23 protein-coding genes and 1 other RNA gene are annotated in these 21243 nt (G+C 30.4%); 12 read left to right on the top strand and 12 right to left on the bottom strand.

Features of this window, described 5'->3' with window-relative positions:
• Nucleotides 1–4: 4 nt before the first annotated feature.
• Nucleotides 5–1414: a 23S rRNA (uracil(1939)-C(5))-methyltransferase RlmD gene (gene rlmD / locus LX78_RS13565; protein WP_109683319.1), complete on the bottom strand. Its 1410-nt coding sequence runs from the start codon at nucleotides 1412–1414 to the stop codon at nucleotides 5–7.
• A 118-nt stretch (nucleotides 1415–1532) separates the two neighbouring features.
• Here rlmD and LX78_RS13560 point away from each other — a divergent pair, with 118 nt between their 5' ends.
• From LX78_RS13560 to rocD, 3 genes are all read left to right on the top strand, one after another.
• Nucleotides 1533–2069 carry an RNA polymerase sigma factor gene (locus LX78_RS13560; RefSeq protein ID WP_109683318.1) on the top strand — a complete coding sequence of 179 codons (537 nt, stop codon included), beginning with the start codon at nucleotides 1533–1535 and terminating at the stop codon, nucleotides 2067–2069.
• A 5-nt stretch (nucleotides 2070–2074) separates the two neighbouring features.
• Complete coding sequence (locus tag LX78_RS13555) at nucleotides 2075–2461, top strand: DUF6768 family protein (RefSeq protein WP_109683317.1); 387 nt, start codon at nucleotides 2075–2077, stop codon at nucleotides 2459–2461.
• Between the two features lie 215 nt (nucleotides 2462–2676).
• Complete coding sequence (rocD, locus tag LX78_RS13550) at nucleotides 2677–3921, top strand: ornithine--oxo-acid transaminase (RefSeq protein WP_109683349.1); 1245 nt, start codon at nucleotides 2677–2679, stop codon at nucleotides 3919–3921.
• Between the two features lie 68 nt (nucleotides 3922–3989).
• On the opposite strand, the gene LX78_RS13545 is transcribed toward rocD, so the two are convergent.
• From LX78_RS13545 to LX78_RS13525, 5 genes are read right to left on the bottom strand one after another with little or no spacing between them, the layout of a single operon-like run.
• The gene (locus LX78_RS13545; RefSeq protein ID WP_109683316.1) at nucleotides 3990–4316 is read right to left on the bottom strand and encodes a CCC motif membrane protein; all 327 of its coding nucleotides are present in this window, start codon (nucleotides 4314–4316) and stop codon (nucleotides 3990–3992) included.
• 9 nt (nucleotides 4317–4325) lie between these two features.
• The gene (locus tag LX78_RS13540) at nucleotides 4326–4610 is read right to left on the bottom strand and encodes a DUF2752 domain-containing protein (protein ID WP_109683315.1); all 285 of its coding nucleotides are present in this window, start codon (nucleotides 4608–4610) and stop codon (nucleotides 4326–4328) included.
• Between the two features lie 48 nt (nucleotides 4611–4658).
• Nucleotides 4659–6626, bottom strand: coding sequence for a T9SS type A sorting domain-containing protein (locus LX78_RS13535; protein WP_109683314.1), 1968 nt, complete (start codon nucleotides 6624–6626; stop codon nucleotides 4659–4661).
• Nucleotides 6613–6972: a hypothetical protein gene (locus tag LX78_RS13530; RefSeq protein ID WP_109683313.1), complete on the bottom strand. Its 360-nt coding sequence runs from the start codon at nucleotides 6970–6972 to the stop codon at nucleotides 6613–6615. The genes LX78_RS13535 and LX78_RS13530 overlap by 14 nt, the downstream gene beginning before the upstream one ends.
• Nucleotides 6973–6977: 5 nt before the next feature.
• Nucleotides 6978–7718 (bottom strand): hypothetical protein, encoded by a 741-nt coding sequence (locus LX78_RS13525; RefSeq protein WP_109683312.1) that lies wholly within the window; start codon nucleotides 7716–7718, stop codon nucleotides 6978–6980.
• A 109-nt stretch (nucleotides 7719–7827) separates the two neighbouring features.
• Between LX78_RS13525 and LX78_RS13520 the strand changes: the two genes are divergently transcribed.
• Nucleotides 7828–8025 (top strand): hypothetical protein, encoded by a 198-nt coding sequence (locus tag LX78_RS13520; protein ID WP_109683311.1) that lies wholly within the window; start codon nucleotides 7828–7830, stop codon nucleotides 8023–8025.
• Between the two features lie 2 nt (nucleotides 8026–8027).
• A complete protein-coding gene (locus LX78_RS13515) occupies nucleotides 8028–8588 on the top strand; it encodes a Smr/MutS family protein (protein WP_109683348.1) in 561 nt (186 codons plus the stop codon).
• Here LX78_RS13515 and LX78_RS13510 read toward each other — a convergent pair.
• On the bottom strand, nucleotides 8585–9526 hold the full coding sequence (locus LX78_RS13510) for a hypothetical protein (RefSeq protein ID WP_109683310.1): 942 nt from the start codon (nucleotides 9524–9526) through the stop codon (nucleotides 8585–8587). The two genes, LX78_RS13515 and LX78_RS13510, sit on opposite strands and share 4 nt — an antisense overlap.
• 128 nt (nucleotides 9527–9654) lie before the next feature.
• On the opposite strand from LX78_RS13510, the gene LX78_RS13505 reads away from it, so the two are divergent.
• A complete protein-coding gene (locus LX78_RS13505) occupies nucleotides 9655–10803 on the top strand; it encodes a cysteine desulfurase family protein (protein ID WP_109683309.1) in 1149 nt (382 codons plus the stop codon).
• A 76-nt stretch (nucleotides 10804–10879) separates the two neighbouring features.
• Here LX78_RS13505 and LX78_RS13500 read toward each other — a convergent pair whose 3' ends face one another.
• From LX78_RS13500 to LX78_RS13485, 4 genes are all read right to left on the bottom strand, one after another.
• Nucleotides 10880–11377: a hypothetical protein gene (locus LX78_RS13500; RefSeq protein WP_109683308.1), complete on the bottom strand. Its 498-nt coding sequence runs from the start codon at nucleotides 11375–11377 to the stop codon at nucleotides 10880–10882.
• Nucleotides 11378–11491: 114 nt separating this feature from the next.
• Complete coding sequence (locus tag LX78_RS13495; RefSeq protein WP_109683307.1) at nucleotides 11492–11854, bottom strand: hypothetical protein; 363 nt, start codon at nucleotides 11852–11854, stop codon at nucleotides 11492–11494.
• 54 nt (nucleotides 11855–11908) lie between these two features.
• Nucleotides 11909–14428, bottom strand: a complete 2520-nt coding sequence (locus tag LX78_RS13490) for a TonB-dependent receptor (RefSeq protein WP_109683306.1) — start codon at nucleotides 14426–14428, stop codon at nucleotides 11909–11911.
• Nucleotides 14382–16070 (bottom strand): M23 family metallopeptidase, encoded by a 1689-nt coding sequence (locus LX78_RS13485; protein WP_109683305.1) that lies wholly within the window; start codon nucleotides 16068–16070, stop codon nucleotides 14382–14384. Before LX78_RS13485 ends, LX78_RS13490 begins: the two co-directional genes overlap by 47 nt.
• 174 nt (nucleotides 16071–16244) lie before the next feature.
• Here LX78_RS13485 and LX78_RS13480 point away from each other — a divergent pair, with 174 nt between their 5' ends.
• The 4 genes from LX78_RS13480 (at nucleotide 16245) to rny (ending at nucleotide 18652) form a co-directional block, all read left to right on the top strand.
• A complete protein-coding gene (locus tag LX78_RS13480) occupies nucleotides 16245–16535 on the top strand; it encodes a hypothetical protein (protein WP_109683304.1) in 291 nt (96 codons plus the stop codon).
• Between the two features lie 15 nt (nucleotides 16536–16550).
• Nucleotides 16551–16844, top strand: a complete 294-nt coding sequence (locus tag LX78_RS13475) for a cell division protein ZapA (protein WP_109683303.1) — start codon at nucleotides 16551–16553, stop codon at nucleotides 16842–16844.
• Between the two features lie 52 nt (nucleotides 16845–16896).
• Nucleotides 16897–17024, top strand: a non-coding RNA gene (gene ssrS, locus LX78_RS13470) — 6S RNA.
• Between the two features lie 53 nt (nucleotides 17025–17077).
• Complete coding sequence (rny, locus tag LX78_RS13465; protein ID WP_109683302.1) at nucleotides 17078–18652, top strand: ribonuclease Y; 1575 nt, start codon at nucleotides 17078–17080, stop codon at nucleotides 18650–18652.
• 46 nt (nucleotides 18653–18698) lie between these two features.
• Here the strand turns inward: rny and xerD are convergent, their stop codons facing one another.
• The gene (gene xerD, locus LX78_RS13460) at nucleotides 18699–19595 is read right to left on the bottom strand and encodes a site-specific tyrosine recombinase XerD (RefSeq protein ID WP_109683301.1); all 897 of its coding nucleotides are present in this window, start codon (nucleotides 19593–19595) and stop codon (nucleotides 18699–18701) included.
• 222 nt (nucleotides 19596–19817) lie between these two features.
• Between xerD and LX78_RS13455 the strand changes: the two genes are divergently transcribed.
• Nucleotides 19818–20498: a porin family protein gene (locus LX78_RS13455; protein WP_109683300.1), complete on the top strand. Its 681-nt coding sequence runs from the start codon at nucleotides 19818–19820 to the stop codon at nucleotides 20496–20498.
• A 140-nt stretch (nucleotides 20499–20638) separates the two neighbouring features.
• Nucleotides 20639–21229: a hypothetical protein gene (locus tag LX78_RS13450; RefSeq protein ID WP_109683299.1), complete on the top strand. Its 591-nt coding sequence runs from the start codon at nucleotides 20639–20641 to the stop codon at nucleotides 21227–21229.
• Nucleotides 21230–21243 lie beyond the last annotated feature (14 nt).

Genomic DNA, 21243 nt, shown 5'->3' with positions numbered 1-21243 from the left:
ACGTTTATCGTCTTTCCAAAAGTACAACATTTTCTACATGATGTGTTTGTGGGAACATATCTACTGGTCTCACTTTCGTTATCTTATACATATCATTCATTAAAGCTAGATCTCTTGCTTGTGTAGCGCTATTACAGCTTACATAAACTACTTTTTTTGGAGCGATATTTAATATTTGCTGTACCACATCTTTGTGCATACCATCTCTTGGTGGATCTGTAATAATAACATCTGGATGTCCATGAGCTTCAATAAATGCTTTATTGAAAACGTTTTTCATATCACCAACGTAGAATTCAACGTTATCAATGCCATTTAATTGTGCATTTTCTTTTGCTGCTAAAATAGCATCTGGAACAGCTTCAACACCTATCACTTTTTTTGCTTGTTTAGCTACAAATTGCGCTATGGTTCCTGTTCCTGTATATAAGTCGTAAACCAATTCATTTCCAGTTAATCCAGCATAATCTCTAGTTATTTTATAAAGTTGATAAGCTTGATCGGAATTTGTTTGGTAAAAAGATTTGGCATTTATTTTAAACCTCAAGCCTTCCATTTCTTCAAAAATATGGTCTTGACCTTTATAACAAATCACTTCCTGATCGTAGATTGTATCGTTTGCTTTTTCGTTAATTACGTATTGTAAAGAAGTTATTTCTGGGAATGTTTCGGCTAAATAATCTAATAACAATTCTCTTTTTTGTTTGTCTTCTTTAAAAAACTGAATCATAACCATAATGTCTCCAGTAGAAGAAGTACGAAGCATTAAAGTTCTTAAAAACCCTGTTTGATTTCTAGTATTAAAAAACTCTAAGTTGTTTTTAACAGCAAATTCTTTGACTGCATTTCTAATGGCATTTGAAGGATCTGCTTGCAAATGACATTTTTTAATATCTAATATTTTGTCCCACATGCCAGGAATATGAAATCCTAGAGCATTTCTGTCTCCTAAATCTTTATCTGATTGAACTTCTTCAAGTGTTAACCAACGACTATCACTAAAAGAGAATTCCATTTTATTTCTGTAGAAATATTCATTTTCAGAACCTAAAATAGGAGTAACTTCTGGCAATTCTAAATGTCCAAGTCGCGTTAAATTATTTACCACTTCTTTTTGCTTAAAAAACAATTGGTGTTCGTAACCCATATCTTGCCATTTACAGCCACCACAAGTGCCAAAATGTTCGCAAGCAGGAGTAGTACGTTTATCAGATAGTTTATGGAATGCAATCGCTTTTCCTTCGTAATAAGATTTTCGTTTTTTAAATGTTTGCACATCAACCACATCACCTGGAACAGCGTTTGGTAGAAAAATAACTTTACCATCTGCTGCTTTTGCTATAGTTTTTCCTTTAGCTCCAGCATCTATAACTTCTACGTTTGTAAATATTTGTTTTTTGTTTCGTCTTGACATGCTGCAAAAATAATAATAGCATTAAATAAATTACAGGTAAATTGAATTATCTTTAATAAAAATGAACCTTTTTAATTTATTGACGTCTTTAAAGTATGAGAGTTATAAAAACGAATAGTTGAAATCAGACAAACATATAGATTATAATCTGGTGGAAGCTTATCAATCAGGAGATAGCAAAGCGTTGGTGACTTTGGTTAAACGATGGCATTTGGTGTTTTGTGAAAAAGCTTTTTGGATAGTTAAAGATTCAGATTTATCTAAAGATATAGCTCAAGATAGCTGGCAAACAATTATTAATAAAATAAACACCTTAAGAGATCCACATAGTTTTGGAAGTTGGGCCATACGGATTGTTTGCAATAAATCTTTTGATGCTTTAAGTAAGAATAATAATGAATTTAGAAAACATATTGAGCTACAATACGAGCAGTCTACTTTTGAAGACATGCATGATGAAAGAACACATTTAAAAAAGCAACTATTAAAAGCTATTCTAAACCTTTCTGAACAGCATCAAATTGTTATAAGGCTATTTTATATGGAAGCGTATAGTTTAAAAGAAATTAGTAAAACTTTAAATATTTCTGTTGGGACAACAAAATCTAGATTGTTTCATGCAAGAGAAAAATTAAAACAAGAAATAAAAATTTAATTATTATGAAAAATCAAACAGAAGATATCGACAAATTAATAAAAGAAACACTAACAGAAGAAGAGGCAAAATTCTATGACGAGTTAGAAGAACAAAATGTTTTTCAAATGGTCCTAGGTTTGTTTAAAGGAAAAAATAAATGGATTATGTTTTTAATGAATTTTATGACATTGGTATTTTTTGCTTTATTTATTTATTGTATTGTACAATTTTTTGAAACAGATGTCCAAAAAGAATACATTAAATGGGGAATTGGCGCTTTAGTATTTTTATTTGGAGTAAGTATGCTTAAGGTTTTTGCTTGGATGCAAATGGATAAAAATGCTCTTTTAAGGGAATTGAAAAGATTAGAGTTGCAAGTGTCTTCTTTATCTGGAAAATTGTCTGAATAACATTTTATTGAAACACATAAAATTTGTAATTTGCAAGCCCTAAGGGATGATTTCTCTCCCACGCTGAATTTTCGAAACTTCGAAAGGAAAAAGGTACAGTAGGAATGGTTATTTTACTCGCTTAGCGAGATTTAATTATTAATGTTTGCATCTAGAAATGATGTTAAACGATGCCTTATTCAAATAAGGGCATAAACCTTAAATTATTTTTTAAAATGGCTGTTTTAGACCAATTATCATCGCAAAAAGCGATAGATTTAGAAAACAAGTATGGTGCACACAATTACCATCCACTACCAGTAGTATTAAATAGAGGAGAAGGTGTGTATGTTTGGGACGTAGAAGGGAAAAAATATTACGACTTTCTTTCGGCATACTCAGCAGTAAACCAAGGACATTGTCATCCAAAAATTGTTGGAGCAATGGTAAATCAAGCTCAAACATTAACTTTAACATCAAGAGCGTTTTATAATGACGTGCTTGGAAAATACGAGAAATTTGCTTGTGAATTTTTTGGATTTGATAAATTGTTACCAATGAATACAGGAGCTGAAGCTGTTGAGACAGCTTTAAAACTATGTAGAAAATGGGCTTATGAGGTTAAAGGAATTGATGAAAATGAAGCAGAAATTGTTGTTTGTAAAAATAACTTCCACGGAAGAACTACAACTATTATTTCTTTTTCAAATGACCCAGTAGCTCGAAAGAATTTTGGACCTTATACTAAAGGATTTATTAAAATAGATTACGATAATTTAGATGCTTTAGAAACCGAGTTAAAGAGTAATCCAAATATAGCAGGATTTTTGGTAGAGCCTATTCAAGGCGAAGCAGGTGTGTATGTTCCTGGAGAAGGGTATTTAACAAAAGCAAAAGCTTTATGCAAAAAATACAATGTGCTATTTATTGCAGACGAAGTTCAAACAGGAATAGCTAGAACTGGAAAATTATTAGCTGTAGATCATGAGAATGTGAAGCCAGATGTTTTAATTCTAGGTAAAGCATTAAGTGGTGGAGCTTATCCAGTTAGTGCTGTTTTAGCAAATGATAATATTATGAATGTTATCAAACCAGGAAACCATGGAAGTACTTTTGGTGGAAATCCAGTAGCAGCTGCTGTTGCAATAGCAGCATTAGAAGTTGTAAGGGATGAGAATCTAGCAGAAAATGCAGAAACTTTAGGGCAACTTTTTAGAAGTGAACTAAATAAATATATTGAAACTACTGATTTGGTAAAATTGGTAAGAGGAAAAGGATTGCTTAATGCTATCGTTATAAATGATGAAGAAGAAAGCGACAAAGCTTGGAATATTTGTTTAGCATTAAGAGATAATGGCTTATTAGCAAAACCAACACATGGAAACATTATTCGTTTTGCTCCACCTTTAATAATGAATGAAGAACAATTATTAGATTGTGTTTCTATTATTGTTAAAACACTTAAGCAATTTGAAGATTAAAAATTCCATTTGGTATATGTAATAAAAAAAGCGACTATTTGGTCGCTTTTTTTATTATTAAATAAGGGTTATTGATTTCCCCATTCTTCCATCATTTGTTCAGACTGTTGCATAATTTCATCCCAACCTACAGTTGAAATTCTATAAATTGTCATTCCAAAATACAATAAATTTATAATCAAGATAGACATGGCAACTATTTTTGCAGTGTTCATTGCCTTTACACTATCATGATCGTAATTGTCTGGGTTTGCTTCAACTTCTTTTAGTTTACTGTGTGCAATAAAAAAGGCAATACCTGCAAGAATAAATCCGAGGCCTCCAAAACAACAACATAATAATCCTAAAATTGCTAAAACATAAACTAAGGCTGGTTTGAGATTTTGTTTTTCCATAAATAAGTGTTAGTTGATAAGTTTAAATATATAACTTACTATAATAATGACAACAGTAATTATAGCAAGGACATTAATAATTTTGTTTGAATTTTTAAATTTAAAGAAAATATTGATTCCAATTAACAGGAACAAAGGAATTAAAGTATAAATAGCTGGATACATTTTAAATGCAGCAATAAATTCGCCATGCAATATAAATAGAAAAGCTCTTTGTAAACCACAGCCTAAACATTCAAATCCGAGAAGTTGTTTGTTTAGGCATGGTATCATAAAACCTTCAATTGAAGACATATTTATATCTTTAAATTCTAAGTTTTAAAGATATAAAAATCTAAAGGTTTATTTATTTGAAACAATAATCTTTTTACTTACTACTTGATTATCGGCAAAAGTAACATTAGCAATATAAACCCCTTGACTTAAGCTTTTTGTTGAAAAACTGAAATTTGCTTCCGTTTTTAAGTCCCTTTCATCAAAGATTTGTTTTCCAGTAACATCGTATAGTCTTACTTGTTTTATTTCTAAAAGTTTTGGGTTAGAAATAGTTAATTGATCTAATTGATTGTTTTGATAGATATATAAATCATTAGCAGTTATAACTTCTTCAATATTTAGTCTTTCAGATTTAAATGTAATTTCAAATCGGTCTGTATAAATTCCTTGAGGTAAATTTATTTCATAATTGCTTTCTCTTAAGTCAACATAGATATCATTTTCTATGTCATGTATAAAGATAGGTTGACTTTCGTCAAAATTCTGAATATCGAAAATTCTAAAACGGATTAGTTGATCCTGATTAATATTAAGAACCAAAGGAATAAGTAATTCTATGTCAAATGCAAATGCTTGTGCATTAAAAGCTTTATCACCTTGTGGCCAAAATACATCAGAGTTTAAAGCTGCCGGACTTCTGGTCTCTAATCCGTAATCTTCACCATGAGTTGCAGTTGGATGAAAGGTTTGTAATAATTGTCTTGTATAGGTGTCTTTGAAATCAACATTTAATCTAAAACGTTTATAATCCTCAGGCATTATAAAAAGACCATCTTCGGTATAACTAGCAACATTCTCTTCTGTATTTTCAGAAGTGTCTGAAATTCTAAAAAATTCACTTAATGATGCTGCTGTTTTTTGAAAAACACGCATGGAGTTTGTGGTTCTAAGTGTTCCTCCTGTACTATTACCTTTAACTAAAAAACCTTGACCAACTGGAATATAACGATACACATTTTTCCCACTTGTGCTTCCACCACCAGTAGTATTAATAGTTCCATCAATATTGTATGTGTCAAAAGTAGATGGTGTAAAAGTTTCAACAGTTCCTGCAGCATTAATTGTATACGTTGCATAACCTCCAACATAATTAACTAACACATGAGATGTAGATTGTGACGGATCTTGCTCCCAGAAAGAAAGAGTTGCAGAATCAATAATTGCAGCATTATTTGTATCATGAATATAAGCTCTAGCATCTAAAGCAGAAGGATACGGGTTGCCTACTAATGTTTCTCTTTCGGCATTTAAGATTGTTGTAATAGTTCCATTATTTGGTCTTCCTCTAAAATCATATTTTTGAGCTCCACTTGGATTTCCTTTCATAGTAAAACCATAGCCAGAAGCTAACGTGCCATTAATTAACCCACCAGTATTTATAGTTCCTGGTCCAGCTCCTAAACCTTGCCAATCTTGGAAATCATTTGGATAAGGATGTGCAGGTGTTCCAGTAAAAGTAAATAGCCAATAATTTGAGATTACCTGAGGTGTTGTTAATGCAACGGTTGCCGTTCCATCATAGCCAGTTGTATAAGTAGCAAGGCTACTTGTTATTGGGTTTAATGCAGGAATAGCATGTCCAATATGATCATAAAAATTAACGTTAGGTGTAAATACGGTATTCCCAGAGCCACCACTATTTATACCAACTGGTGAACACCAGTAGTTATACATATAGGTATTAGAAGTTCCTGTTTGGAAGATACTTAGTTTACCATCTCCTGTATTTGTACTTGTAATGGTACCATTACTTTGTAATAATTGAGCTTCGTTACGTAAATAGAGGTGTCCAGAATTTCCATTCGTATTAATATCCCCTTGTAAGTTTACATCGTTAGTAACAAAAAGTGGCGCAACTGTTGGACCAGAAGTAAAACCATTGCCATCAACAAAAACATAGCTATCATCACTTACAAATAAATCTGACTGTGCAAATGTTAGGCTACAAGTTACAATTAATATAAATGAGTATAAGTGCTTCATAGCAATAGTTATGTAATTGTTAATGTTACAAAAGTATTTAATTGGTTTCATTTAGTTTCTTTTTATTGACATCATTTGTATCAAGATCTTCAGAAGTATAAACAGCTTGTGATTTTAATTCCACTTTTTTGTTTGTATTTGTCTTAGAATCTTTCATCTTAATATTGTCTGAATCTATTGGTGTAACAGAATATGGACTAAGTGTTGGAGTTGGTTTTGAGTTTTTATTTGAATCTATTGCTACATTATCAGTCGCATTTATTGGTCTTTTTTCAGAACTTTTTAGATTATGAACATTATTATTATCTTTAACTAGGGTTTTTGCATTTTGAGAAAAACCTAAGCTAAAAATTAGTAGAAAAAACAATGTTAAATTATATTTTTTTTGAATTTCCATATTAATTATTGAGTTACAGATAATGTTAAATGATTGGTATCAGGAGCCGAAATTGGATAAATTGCAGCGCCACGTGTTCCATAAATAGCATTTGCAGAGCTTTGCACTCTTAATGAATAAGTATTACCAACTGTTAAGCCAGTCATAAGTTTAGAAAAACTACAGCTCCATGTAGTTACACTATATGAAGATAAAAAAGTGTCATACAAACTCTGGATTTTAGTATTTGTTCCACCTAAAATATAATTGTCTGTTGTGTTTCTAACTCTTAGTTCGATAGTCCCTAAAGAATTAGTATAACCAATGCCAGAAGCTGTTAAAGTAACTAATACCGAAGTCTTTTTTGCTGTAAAGGTTAATAGCATTCCAGAAATATTTGAGAAATTCACAGAATTAAGAATAAGATCACTATTAAGACTAATACTATCAATGAGTGTAGACTCTTCTACTCTTACCCACTTGGTACCATCATTATAATATTGACCAGGAGTAACATCATTAGCAGTTGCAGTATTATAAACAGACATTCCTTGAACATGAGCAGTCAAAGGAGCAAAATTTGTTGTTTGTGTTAATGATACTCTTGGTAATAGCAATCCACCAACATTTGTTGAAGCATCAATATCTAATAAAGCATCAGCATTTGGACTTGTAGTACCTATACCAACTTGTGCACTTAAAGCTGTTGAGGTAAGTATTAGTAGGGCAAAAATTTGGAGCTTAAAAATTGAGTATATCTTTTTCATATTTTTAAACCTTTTTAAAGTTATTTTTATAAAATTTATGAAAAAAAATACAAAAAAAGAACTGCTAAACTTTATATTCGTTTAACCGTTTAAAATTACCGACATATTCATGAAGATATCTAAGTATATAAATTATTTATTAATAGTAATTGGTTGTATTGTAGCTATTTACGCACAAGCTGGAGAGGAACAAGATGTCGTTATTTTAATATTCGGCATAATTATTTTAATGTTTGGATTGTTTAGAATTTCTAGTACGATTCCAAGTAAAAAAGACTCAGTTGAAGAAGATATAAATAATGAATGAAAATGAATTTTGAAATTGGAAATAAGGTGTCTGTTTTAGATGAAGATTTATCTGGAAGAATTATAAAAATCGATGGAAATAATATTACTTTAGAAACAGCTGATGGATTTGAAATGACATTTAGTTCAAATGAATTAGTAGTTATTAAAAATGAATCGGAATTAAAAAAACATTCTTTTTTAGACACATCTTTAGATGATGTGATAAAAGAAAAAGAAACTCCAAATAAGAAGACTTCTGTTAGAAAAAAAGCGAAAGAACGTTACGAACCAACTATGGAAGTTGATTTGCACATTCATCAGTTAACAGATAAAACAAGAATGACTAATCATGAGATGCTAACTCTTCAGCTTGATACTGCTAGAAAACAATTGGAATTTGCCATTAGAAAACGAATTCAAAAAGTAGTTTTTATTCATGGCGTAGGACAAGGTGTGCTTAAAATAGAATTAGAGTATCTTTTTGGTAGATATAATAAAGTGAAATTCTATGATGCTAATTATCAAAAATATGGTTCTGGTGCAACCGAAGTTTATATATTTCAGAATACAGAAGCCGATTAAAATTCTGGAGTAACAATTCTTGTCCCAGTAGTTCTTGTGTCTTCAAGTATTCCAAAATCTAATTCATTTTGATTAAGCGTTGGGAATGTTATATTCTCAATTAGAATAGACACCTCATAAGTTTGATTTATACTATGTGGTCTGTAATCTGTTGCCAGAACAGTTGTAGCAACATCTGGATTTAAATAATCTGCAAGATTTGGGTTGGTATAATCGTTTGAAGGATTTTCGTCTTGAGTAATATTTTCTTCATTTATTGTTAAAACCAAATCCCCATCATCATCAGTATCCAAATAATTTGGAATACCATCTTCATCAGTATCTTGTGGATCGGTCAATGGATTATCGTCATCATCATCATTATCATAATCAATAAGTTCTGTACTGGTTAGAACGTTATCTCCATCGTCATCTTGATCTAAAAAATTTGGTAAACCATCTCCATCTGTATCATCATCATATAAATCGCCATTATTATTTAAATCTTCCATTTCTGCAGGAATGCCATCATTATCATCTTCAAAATAAGTAGTTGAAATAGTATAAATTCCAGAACTACTAGATTGATCTTCTGTTATCTGTAAATTTGATGGAGGTACATCGTTACAAAACAAGTTACCAGAATTTGTACTATAACTTCTATAATTTAAAAAATTGTTAACACCATCTATTGTGCCAGTAATTTCCGGATTTACAAGTGTTACTAATAAATTATCAGTATCTATATATTCTAATTCTAACACGTCTTCTAGCGTTGTTGTTGGTGAACTTATTTGTAATGAGAGTGATTCTACAGGATTCTCTTTCACATTATAAAATACCAATTCACCACAGGTTTCAAAAGTGTCATCAAAATCTAATTGCACAAAAATAATATCTCCATCATCGCATGAAGTCATTAATAATATAATTGATAAAAAAGCTATTAAATTTCGCATAGTTCTATTAAAATTTGAAACAAAAATAAAAGATTTGTTAAATATACAACGTGGCTTCTTGCAAATAATTTTAATTGCCCTATTTTTGCTCATTAAATCGTGATTTAGAATCATGCTAAAATACTTTTATGAAAACTGTTTATTTAGATAGTGCTGCTACAACCCAAGTTAGAAAAGAAGTTATACAAGATATGCAAGATGTTTTAGAACATTCTTACGGAAATCCATCTTCTACTCATGCTTTTGGAAGAGCATCAAAATCTATTATAGAAACTACAAGAAAAGCCATTGCTAAAGAGCTTAATGCTTCACCACAAGAAATTATTTTTACTTCTGGAGGAACTGAAGCCGATAATATGATATTGCGTTGTGCAGCTAGAGATGCCAATGTAACTACTATTATAACATCACCAATAGAGCATCATGCTGTTTTGCATACAGTTGAAGAATTAAGAAATGAATATGATGTTACTGTAGAATATGTAAAACTTCAAGAATGTGGAACACCTGATTATCAAGATTTAGAACGCTTATTATCAGCAAATACAGAACGAAAGTTAGTTAGTTTAATGCATGTTAATAACGAAGTGGGTAATTTGTTAGATTTAGATAAAGTATCTTCACTTTGTAAAGCAAATAATGCGCTTTTTCATAGTGATACAGTTCAATCTATTGGTCATTATAAATGGGATGTTCAAGAAACACCTATTGATTTTATGACTGCTGCAGCACATAAATTCCATGGACCTAAAGGGATTGGTTTTGCTTATATTAGAAAAAGCAATAATTTAAAACCACTTATTTTTGGAGGTACTCAAGAACGTGGCTTTAGAGCAGGAACTGAGCCAGTACATAATATAAAAGGATTAGAAACAGCATTTGTAATGGCATATGCTAATTTAGAAGAGGAAAAAACTTATGTAGAAGGCTTAAAAGATTATTTTAAAACTGAAATAGCAAAAGCCATCCCAAAAGTAAAGTTTAATGGTAATTGTTCAGATAATTCTAAAAGCACATATACTTTGTTAAATGTATGTTTACCAATGTCTGTAGAAAAGGCTTTAACACTTCAATTTCAATTAGATTTAAAAGGAATTGCTTGCTCTAAAGGAAGTGCATGCCAAAGTGGAAGTGGTAAAGGATCTCATGTGTTAGAGCAAATTTTAAATGAAGAAGATAGACAAAAACCTTCGATTCGTTTCTCGTTCTGTAAATACAATACAAAAGAAGAAATTGATTATGTAATTGGTGTCTTGAAAGAGTTTGTAGAAAAATAAAGCTTAATAAATAGAAATAAAAAACCTTCAAGAACTAAGTCCTGAAGGTTTTTTTGTTGCAATTAAAATTTAACACTTATGCTGCTTGTGCTTTTCTAACGAGTCTATTTTTAATTTTAGCGTCCCATTTTTCCAATAAAGCTATTTCATTACTCATTTCAAAATTGACATCTACATTATAAAATTCTAAAACATTTTTTATCTTGGTTTTAAAAGTAACAACCAAGTCTATTTTATCTGTTTCAATTTTAGATGTTGTTTTGTTTTTAAAGGTTCTTGTGGTTTTAACAATATCGCAAGTATCTACTTGACTTAAATCGATAATGGTAATGTTGTGCTCTTCATCTATTATTTTAGTATAAATAAGTTTGTTTGTAGTTTCATCTAAGGCAATGGCATAATAAGTTCCCCAAAAATCTGGTTCATTAATTTTTAAATTGTTTTTTTGAGCTTCATCTATAAAACTTTTTATCGATTTTTTCTTTTTACTTTTTTGAGATGTTTGTATTAAGATTAGTGGTATTAAAACGATAAGTGAAATAATGATACCAATAATTGTGCTATGAGATTCCATAAGGTTATTTTTTTATTTGTTATAAAATGATTGAGTTGACAGTCTGTCAACAATAAATTAAATAGTACTATTAAGCTTCCTGCTTATTAGTAGTGTGAATAAAAAAATAAATTCTTATGAAAAAGTATGAAAAGGGTAGAGTAGTGTTTCAATATCTAATCCAGGTTGGATGTTTTTACTTCTGTTAAGATATTGATTGTCTTTGGTTAGAGTATAAAGTTCAACATTTTTAAAATATTGAAAATGAGTTTTTGACTCAGTTGTTTGATTGTTTTCTAAAAAATCATTTACAACATCTCCAAGAGGTTCTAAATCTGTTACTAAATAAAAAACTGGAGTTTTAGAATCTGAAACTTTAATAGAAATATCAGATTTATGTTCTTGATTTATTAAAAAATCTTGTAAAGGAATATTAAGGCTTAAACTGTAAATAAGTATAAGACTAATAGAAACTAGATTTTTAAACCAATTCTTCATGAGAACAAATGTAGATTTCAGTTTGAAATAAATAAAAAAATATATGTTAAATTATTAAAACTTCATAGAAGTTGTAACATTAAAAACACGAGGTGTCAAGTAATTAGGAATGGCGTACTGTCTTTTACTATATACATCTCTTACCCAAGTATTTGTAATTGAATTTTGAGCATCGAAAACGTTAAATATTTCAATGCCAAGAGATAAATATTTAAAAGGTTTTCTCCAACCAGTGTGTGTTTCATTTTGATCTACAATTACGTATTGTATTCCAACATCTGCACGTTTGTAATCTGGTAATCTATTTTGATAATCGTAAGGGTCTGCATAACTAGGTGAGCCACCAGGAAGTCCTGTATTATAGACTAGATTTAAATACATTTTTAATTTTGGCAAGTTAGGTACATAATCTTGGAATAAAGCTGCAAACTGTAACCTTTGGTCTGTTGGTCTTGCAATATAACCTCTATCGTCAATATTTTCTTGAGTTTTTAAATACCCAAAACTAAACCAAGATTCTGTTCCAGGTACAAATTCGCCATTTAATCTCATGTCTAAACCATAGGCATAAGCAGTAGCATTATTTGTTGCTCGATAACGAATTCGAACATTTTCTACTGTATAAGGGTTTACATCTGTTAGATATTTATAAAAAGCTTCTGTTGTAAGTTTAAATGGCCTGTCCCACATTTTGAAACTATATTCGTGACCAACAACAACCTGAAAAGATTTTTGTGCTTTTACATCTGGTCTTACTGTTCCTGAAGAATCTCTTAATTCTCTGTAAAATGGCGCTTGAGAATAGATACCACCACCAATTCTAAAAAGCATGTCTTTTTTCCAATTTGGTTTTATTGCAAATTGGGCTCTCGGACTTACAATAGTTTGAGTTGTTTTTTCAATTCCAACACCACTTACAGTCCAGTTTTGTACACGAGCTCCTGCATTAAACCATACGTCGTTATCGCCAATTTTTGTGCGTTTACTCCATTGTAAATAAGCTTGTAATCTTTGAATTGTTGTTTCGTTTTTAGCTCTTACATTTTGAAAAGCTACAAGAGGACCTTCGTAAGGCGAATATGGTTGATCGTTAAAATAATCTAAACCTGGTGGATTTATTGAAAATCCAGCTGAATCTATCACTTCCCATTCTACTAATCTATCTCTTATGTCTTCATTTGTATATTTTAGAGACCATTCAAAATCATGGTTATCAAGAGTGTATTTTCCATTATGCTCAATACTTGTAATAAGAGCATCTAAATCGTTTCTACCATGGTCTAATTGTCCACCAATACCTTCGCTGAATTCTACTTCACCTAATTCTTCATATCCAATATTTGTATTTACTTCGCCTAGTCTGTATTGTGCAAGAATATCAAAATATTCAGATTCTGTAGTATGGTAGCTTGAAGCCGTTAAATTAAGTGTTACATCGTCGTTTAGTAAATATGTTCCTTTTAATGCACCAAAAAGCGTTTGGTATTGATCTTTTTCTTGCCCTTCATAAAATACTAATAAAGCTAACGGATTTTCTAATGTACCAAAATTTGTTTGTCTAGTTTTTGGCTCGTAATTGTATTTATTTAATGAGGCATTTCCTAAAAAGCTAACACTAAATTTATGCGAAAAGTTATAATTGATTTGAGTTTGAACGTCAAGAAACTTAGGATCATAATTCGTTTCTGTTTCTTGCGCATTTACAAATAAGCTATTATTTCTATAACGAAGACCTACAATTCCAGAAAGCTTTGTGTTTTTGCTTATAGCTTCGGCAGTTAGGCTTCCACCAAGTAAGCTTAAGTCTAAACTAATACCAAAATCATATGGTTTTCTATACGTAATATCTAAAACAGAGGCTAATTTGTCTCCATATTTAGCTTGAAAACCACCAGCAGAAAAATCAACATTTTGAACCATAGCAGGATTTATAAAGCTTAATCCTTCTTGTTGACCTGAGCGCACTAAAAACGGTCTATAAATTTCTACTCCATTAACATATACTAAGTTTTCGTCGTAATTACCTCCTCTAACAGAGTATTGTGTGCTTAATTCATTATTACTACTAACACCAGGAAGAGTTTTTAATAAATTTTCAACACCTGGATTTGCGCCTGGAATAAGTCTAATGGTTTCTGGTTGAAGCGTTACAATACCTTCAACATCTTTTCTTTTTTTACTAGAAATAACAACAGTTGAAATTTGTTCTACAGATTCTTTCATGACTGGATGAAATTCTATGTCTTCTCCATTTTTTAAATTAAATGTAGCTACAATGCTTTTATACGAAAGATGAGAAAATTCAACAGTAACATCTTGATCTGCAGGAATTTTTAATATAAAAAAACCGTTATCATTGGTTACAGTTCCTCTGTCTCCAGCTTTAATGTTAACATTTGGAATAGGGTTTTTACCATCATCTAGAATAACACCTTTAAGTGTACCAGATTGAGAAAATCCTGAAAAGGATATCAAAAAAAGGAAAAAACTAATTAGATAATATTTATTATTCAAAAGAGTTGTTTTTTTATTTTCTGTAAAATGTAGTTTCAAATGTAGAATTATTTCCAACATTATCAGTAACAATTAGCTTTAAATTATTTTTTGTTTCCGTAATAGTTGCATCGTTAAAATCGTGAGTTAAGGTTTTTGTTTTATAATCGTACTCCATTAAAATCCATTTGCCATTTACTGTTGCTCTATAATTTGAAATTCCAGATTCTTCATCTTCAATTTTTATCTTTAGATAGCGATATTTGCTTAACCATTGACCATCTGAAAAATTTATAGGTTTTATTATTGGCTTTATGGTATCTGATACTAATGCATAAGTGCCTAAATCGTCAGTAATAGTATAAATAAGATTTTTTTCTTTGGTCGTGCTAGAATACCAAGGATACTTTTTATAACCAACAAGTCTTGCAATATAAAGTTTATCTGCATCTGGTGCATTAAAATTGCTAATATCATAGGTTATTTTAAAATGCTTTTTAACTGGTATAATATCTTTATGAAGTGTTAGCGTATCGTTACTTACAGAGAAATCTATATAAAAATCTTCATAAAAAGTATCTGGATAAAATTCTACCGAGATGTTATTATGAAGTAATTCGTTTGTTTTATCTGCATAAATATAATAAGGCGAAACAAATGTGTTTTTCTTTTTAATGTCTTGTTCTTTTTTACCTTCAATATTTATAGTTAGCCAAGATGTGTTATTTTTAAAATCTTTTACAGCAATTTTATAAACTGATGATGTGCTGTCCTCAACAGTAATATAGCCGTCGCTATCAGGTAGTTGATATAAGCTTAGTGGATTGTTTTTATCTATAAATAATTTTTGAAGTCTTTTCTTTTTAGATTTATAGTGCTCATAATCAATATATTGATTAAGGTGTCTGGTCTCATCGAAAGAAAAACGTTTAAAATCTATTTCAATTTTTTTATTTCCATTAAAAAAGGTCTCTATTTTATAAACACCATTGTTATTATAAGCTAGATCCTGTCTATCTGTGGATTCAATAGCAAACCCTATTTTTCCATAGGCTTCAATATTTTCAACAGTGTAATCTCCATTAGGCAAGGGAATTAAACGTAGTTTTTGTTTTTCGTTAGATTTATTTATATGCGAATTTTCACCTATTGGATATGCATAAATATCCTTAATAACAGGAATGGTAGTATCTTTAACATCCATTCCAAAGAGTAATGGATTTATTGGTCTTTCGTCATTATCTCTTATCTCAAAATGTAGATGTGGACCACCTGATCCACCTGTATTTCCACTATAAGCTATTTGTTCGCCTTTCTCAAGAATTAAATCTTCTGTATTAGGAAACAACTCGATTTCAAAAGACTCTTTTTCATACTGAGCTTTTTTAATATAAGCTTCTATTTCTGGCGAAAATTTCTGTAAATGTGCATAAACAGTTGTGTAACCGTTAGGATGCGTTATATATAACGCTTTACCATAACCATAATGAGAAATTTTAATCCTACTAACATAGCCACTTGCCGATGCATAAACTTTTAAACCTTCACGTTGTTGTGTTTTAATATCTAAACCAGAATGAAAATGATTTGACCGTAATTCTGCAAAAGAACCAGATAAAACTAAAGTAACATCTAAGGGATTTCCAAAATAATCTTTTGGATAATAATCTTGTGCATTAATAAAAACACTAAAAAGCAAAAAAAGAGGTAAGCTAATTTTCATACAATAGTAATTATTGCTAAAATATTAATTTGAACGAAATCTACAAAAGATATATTGCATACATATTTGTTAATAATATCAAGGTATTACAGCCATTTGTAAATTTTATGTAAAAACAATTGTAATTTAAAGTTAGGTATCTTAACTTTGTCTAATAAGTATTGAATATTGTAGATGAGTAAGATTGAAGAAATTGTTAATGCTCTAGAAGATAAAATTAATCGTGTTTTACTTAAGATGGAAGAAGTCAACCAGACTAATTCAAAATTAAAACAAGAGCTAAACAAATCTCGACAAGAATTTCTAGCCCAACAAGAAACTATTGTTACTTGGGAAGAAAAATACGAAGCACTCAAGATTGCAAATACAATGCTTGGTAGTGACGAAAACAAAAGAGAAACAAAGCTTAAAATAAACACATTAGTTAGAGAAATTGATCATTGTATTGCTCAATTATCCGAATAATGTAACATAGAATCAATGTCAGATAAGCTTAAAATAAAGCTTTCAATAGCCAATAGAGTTTACCCTTTAACTATTCAGCCTAGTCAGGAAGAAGGGTTACGAAAAGCAGCTAAGAACATTGAAACCATGATTAATCAATTTGAGCAAAGTTATTCTGTGAGAGATAAACAAGATGTATTAGCCATGTGTGCTTTACAATTTGCATCTCAAGTAGAACAAAAAACTATAGATAAAGAAAATGTAAGTGAACATGTTGAAGAAAAGCTAACGGCTTTAAACAACTTGTTACAAGTACATTTAAACTCTTAACGTTCTTTAAAATAAATAAGGTTACTGCCTACATTAGTTAATTTTTTGGAAAACTCAACATTACTTCTTTAAAAAGGGTGAGTTTAGACTGTAAAAGCGAGCTGCTAGTGCTGATTAATTTCAGTATCTCGAGCAGATACTTGATCAGTTTGTTAGCCCTAAACTTGTTTTAAGGAGTTTAGATCAAAACAACAACTAGTGTAGGCTTTTTTTATATATATAAATCAACTAAAATGGACAACTCAATTATATTAACTATTGGAGGCGTATTGCTAGGAATCATTATAGGATTCATCATAGCAAAAGCATTAGAAAGAAACAATGCTTCCAAACTTATAAAAAGTGCTAAAAAATCTGCTGCAGCTATCCTTAAAGAAGCAAACAGTGAAGGAGAAAGCATTAAAAAAGATAAAATACTTCAAGCAAAAGAAAAGTTTATTGAATTAAAATCTGAACATGAAAAAGTTATCATGTCTAGAGATAAGAAAATGGCTGAAGCCGAAAAACGTACTAGAGATAAAGAGTCTCAGGTTTCAAGTGAATTATCTAAAAACGCAAAACTTAATCAAAGTTTAGAAGATAAAATAAAAGACTATAACCATCGAGCCGATATTCTCTCTAAAAAACAAGTAGAAATAGACAGGCTTCATAAAAGCCAAATAGAACAGCTAGAAGTAATTTCTAGTTTGTCTGCCGAAGAAGCTAAATCGCAATTAGTAGAATCTTTAAAAGGTGAAGCTAAAAATGATGCTATGGCTTATGTTCAAAACACTTTAGAAGAAGCAAAACTTACTGCACAACAAGAAGCTAGAAAAGTAATTATAAATACCATTCAACGTATAGGAACAGAAGAAGCTGTAGATAATTGCGTATCTGTTTTTAATATTGAATCTGACGATGTTAAAGGACGTATTATTGGTAGAGAAGGAAGAAATATTCGAGCAATTGAAGCTGCAACTGGAGTAGAAATTATAGTTGATGATACGCCAGAAGCTATTATATTATCTTGTTTCGATTCTGTTAGACGTGAAATAGCTAGACTTTCTTTACATAAATTAGTAACAGATGGTAGAATACATCCTGCTAGAATTGAAGAAGTTGTTAAAAAGACTACCAAACAAATTGAGCAGGAAATAATTGAAGTTGGTAAACGTACCATTATCGATTTAGGTATTCATAATCTTCATCCAGAACTTATTAAGGTGGTTGGTAGAATGAAATATCGTTCGTCTTACGGTCAAAATTTATTACAGCACTCAAGAGAAGTTGCTAAACTTTGTGGTGTCATGGCTGCCGAATTAGGCTTAAACCCAAAATTAGCAAAACGTGCTGGATTATTACATGATATTGGTAAAGTGCCAGATGCAGAAGCAGATATGGAAACTCCACACGCTATTTTAGGGATGCAATGGGCTGAAAAATATGGTGAAAAAGATGAAGTATGTAATGCAATTGGAGCGCATCATGATGAAATAGAAATGACGTCTCTTTTATCTCCTATTGTTCAAGTATGTGATGCCATTTCTGGTGCACGTCCTGGAGCTAGACGCCAAGTATTAGATAGTTATATACAACGTTTAAAAGATTTAGAAGATATAGCTTTTGGTTTTGGAGGAGTTAAAAAAGCATATGCCATTCAAGCAGGAAGAGAATTAAGAGTCATTGTTGAAAGCGAAAAAGTATCAGATCAAAATGCTGCAGATTTATCGTTTAATATTTCTCAAAAGATTCAAACAGACATGACGTATCCTGGACAAGTTAAAGTAACTGTAATTAGAGAAACTAGAGCAGTTAACATAGCAAAATAGGCATTAAAACATAGATAAGAATAAGCCCACTAATTAGTGGGCTTTTTTATTTTCTAGGATGAAATGTTTTAAGCACATTCTTTAAATGGCTTTTATCTACATGCATATATATTTCTGTAGTTGTTATACTCTCGTGTCCTAACATGAGCTGTATGGTTCTTAAATCGGCTCCATTTTCCAATAAATGTGTTGCAAACGAATGCCTAAAGGTATGAGGTGAAATGGTCTTGTTTAAATCAATCTTTACAGCCAGTTGTTTAATGATTGTAAAAATCATGGCTCTGGTAAGTTGTTTTCCTCTTCTATTTAAAAATAAAGTGTCTTCATGCCCTTTTTGTATAGATAGATGATTACGGACTTCGTTTTTATAACAGTTAATATATTTTTGGGCAGAGCTGACAATTGGAACAAAACGTTGTTTGTCTCCTTTGCCAGTTACTTTTATAAAACCTTCATCAAAAAATAAATCTGAAATTTTCAAGTTGGTTAACTCACTTACACGTAACCCACAACTATAAAGGGTTTCCAATATGGCTCGATTGCGTTCGCCTTCAGGTTTACTTAAATCAATGGCATCAATTAATCGGTTAATGTCGTCCAGAGAAAGTGTGTCTGGAAGTTTTCTTCCAATTTTAGGAGATTCAATTAATTCTAAAGGATTATCTGTTCTGTAATCTTCAAAAATGAGGTAATTAAAAAAGCTACGTAAACCAGAAATCATTCTAGATTGTGTTCTTGCATTAACAACTTTTGCTATGTCGTAAATAAATTCTTGAATTGTTTCTTTAGATATTGATAATGGAGACTCTTGTATGTTGTTTATTTCTAAGAAAGTAATAAGTCTCTCAACATCTAATCCATAACTAGTTATAGAGTTTTTAGATAACCCTCTTTCTATTTTTAAAAATAGTTTATAATCTTTTAAGGCGTGAGACCATTTCATTGCAACAAAAATATAGTAAAAAACGAGTGAAAACTAGGGTTTTATAAGTGTATAAAAGTTTAGATTCATTATAAATTGTTAATAACTAATCAAATGAAAATGCTTAAAATCAAGCAATTACAGTTTGTTGTTAATTAAATTGTTGATAAGTATTGAATTATAGTTCATAATTAGAAAAAAAAGTATTTAGTTTGTTCTATCAATTTAAAAACTTAAAGAATTATGAAAAAAGTATTATTAACAGCTGCAATTGCAGTTTTCGGATTTACTAGCATGAATGCTCAAAATGTTAGTTTTGGTGCTAAAGCTGGTATGAACGTAGCCACAATAGGTGGTGATTTTGGTAATTATTACGATTATTATGAAGGTGATGCTACCGATAATGTTAAATCAAGAGTTGGTTTCCATGTTGGTGGTCTTGCAGAAATAATGATTTCAGAAAAATTTGCAATCCAACCAGAAATATTGTATTCATCACAAGGTTTTAAAACTGAATATAGTTATGGGTCAGAAAGAGAAGAATCTAATGTTAATTTAAGTTATTTAAATCTTCCAGTTATGGCAAAATTTTTCCCAATTGAAAATTTAAGCGTTGAAGCTGGTCCTCAAGTTGGATTCTTATTATCTGCTAACGAAGATTATGAATATACTGATTCAGATTTTCCAGAAGATAATGTTTCTGGTGATAGAGATGTTAAAGATTCAGTTAAAGGAGTAGATTTTTCTATGAACATTGGTGTTGGTTATAAATTAGATATGGGTGTTTTCTTCCAAGCACGTTATTGCTTTGGATTAAGCGAAGTGGATGATACAGGTTATTATGATGATGAAAGTTATTATGATAATTATTCATTTTCAAGAAAAAATCGTGTATTCCAACTTTCAGTAGGATACATGTTTTAATTAGTAATTGATTTTAATAGCTAGAAAAGCCGAAGTTAATAACTTCGGTTTTTTTTATAATAAAAAATGAATAAGCTTTTGTTAAGTTAGAATTTAGGATTGTTTATCTTTGCACGAAATTTCAAACAAAATTAATTACAATGAAAAAAATAATATTATTGACTGCAATTGCAGTTTTCGGATTTAATTCAATAAATGCTCAAGATGAGGTTATTGAAAAAGCTAAGTCAGGTAGTTTTTATGCTGGTGCTAATATTGGTTTACCATTAAGTACTTCTAGTGATGTGTCTTCTTTCAATTTTGGTTTTGATGTAGCTTATTTGTTTGAGTTAATTGATAATTTAGAACTTGGCGGATTGATTGGTTATACTCATTATATTGGAGATGGAAGTTATTCTTATACTAATAATGGGAATGTTTTAATTACTAATTATAAAGATGCTTCTTTTATTCCAGTAGCAGCAACAGCAAGATACTATTTTGCAGATGATAAGTTTTTTGGAGGATTAGATTTAGGTGTTGGTATTAATGTTTCTGGAGATGCTAAAACTGGTTTTTATGCAAGACCAAAATTTGGTTTTGATTTAGGGCCAATTGCTTTAATAGCTTCTTATCAAAGTATTTCTGGTGGTACAGACTACAAGCACGTAAATAATGGTAATGGGAATAACACAATTGTAACTTCAAGTGGTTTCAATTCATTCAACTTTGGTGTTGAATACGGATTCTAAATTTATAATAAAAT

This window comes from Xanthomarina spongicola, assembly GCF_003148645.1.
Classification (GTDB): Bacteria; Bacteroidota; Bacteroidia; order Flavobacteriales; family Flavobacteriaceae; genus Xanthomarina; species Xanthomarina spongicola.
The sequence above is the reverse complement of the archived record's forward strand: the minus strand, read 5'-3'. Positions and strand labels throughout refer to the sequence as shown.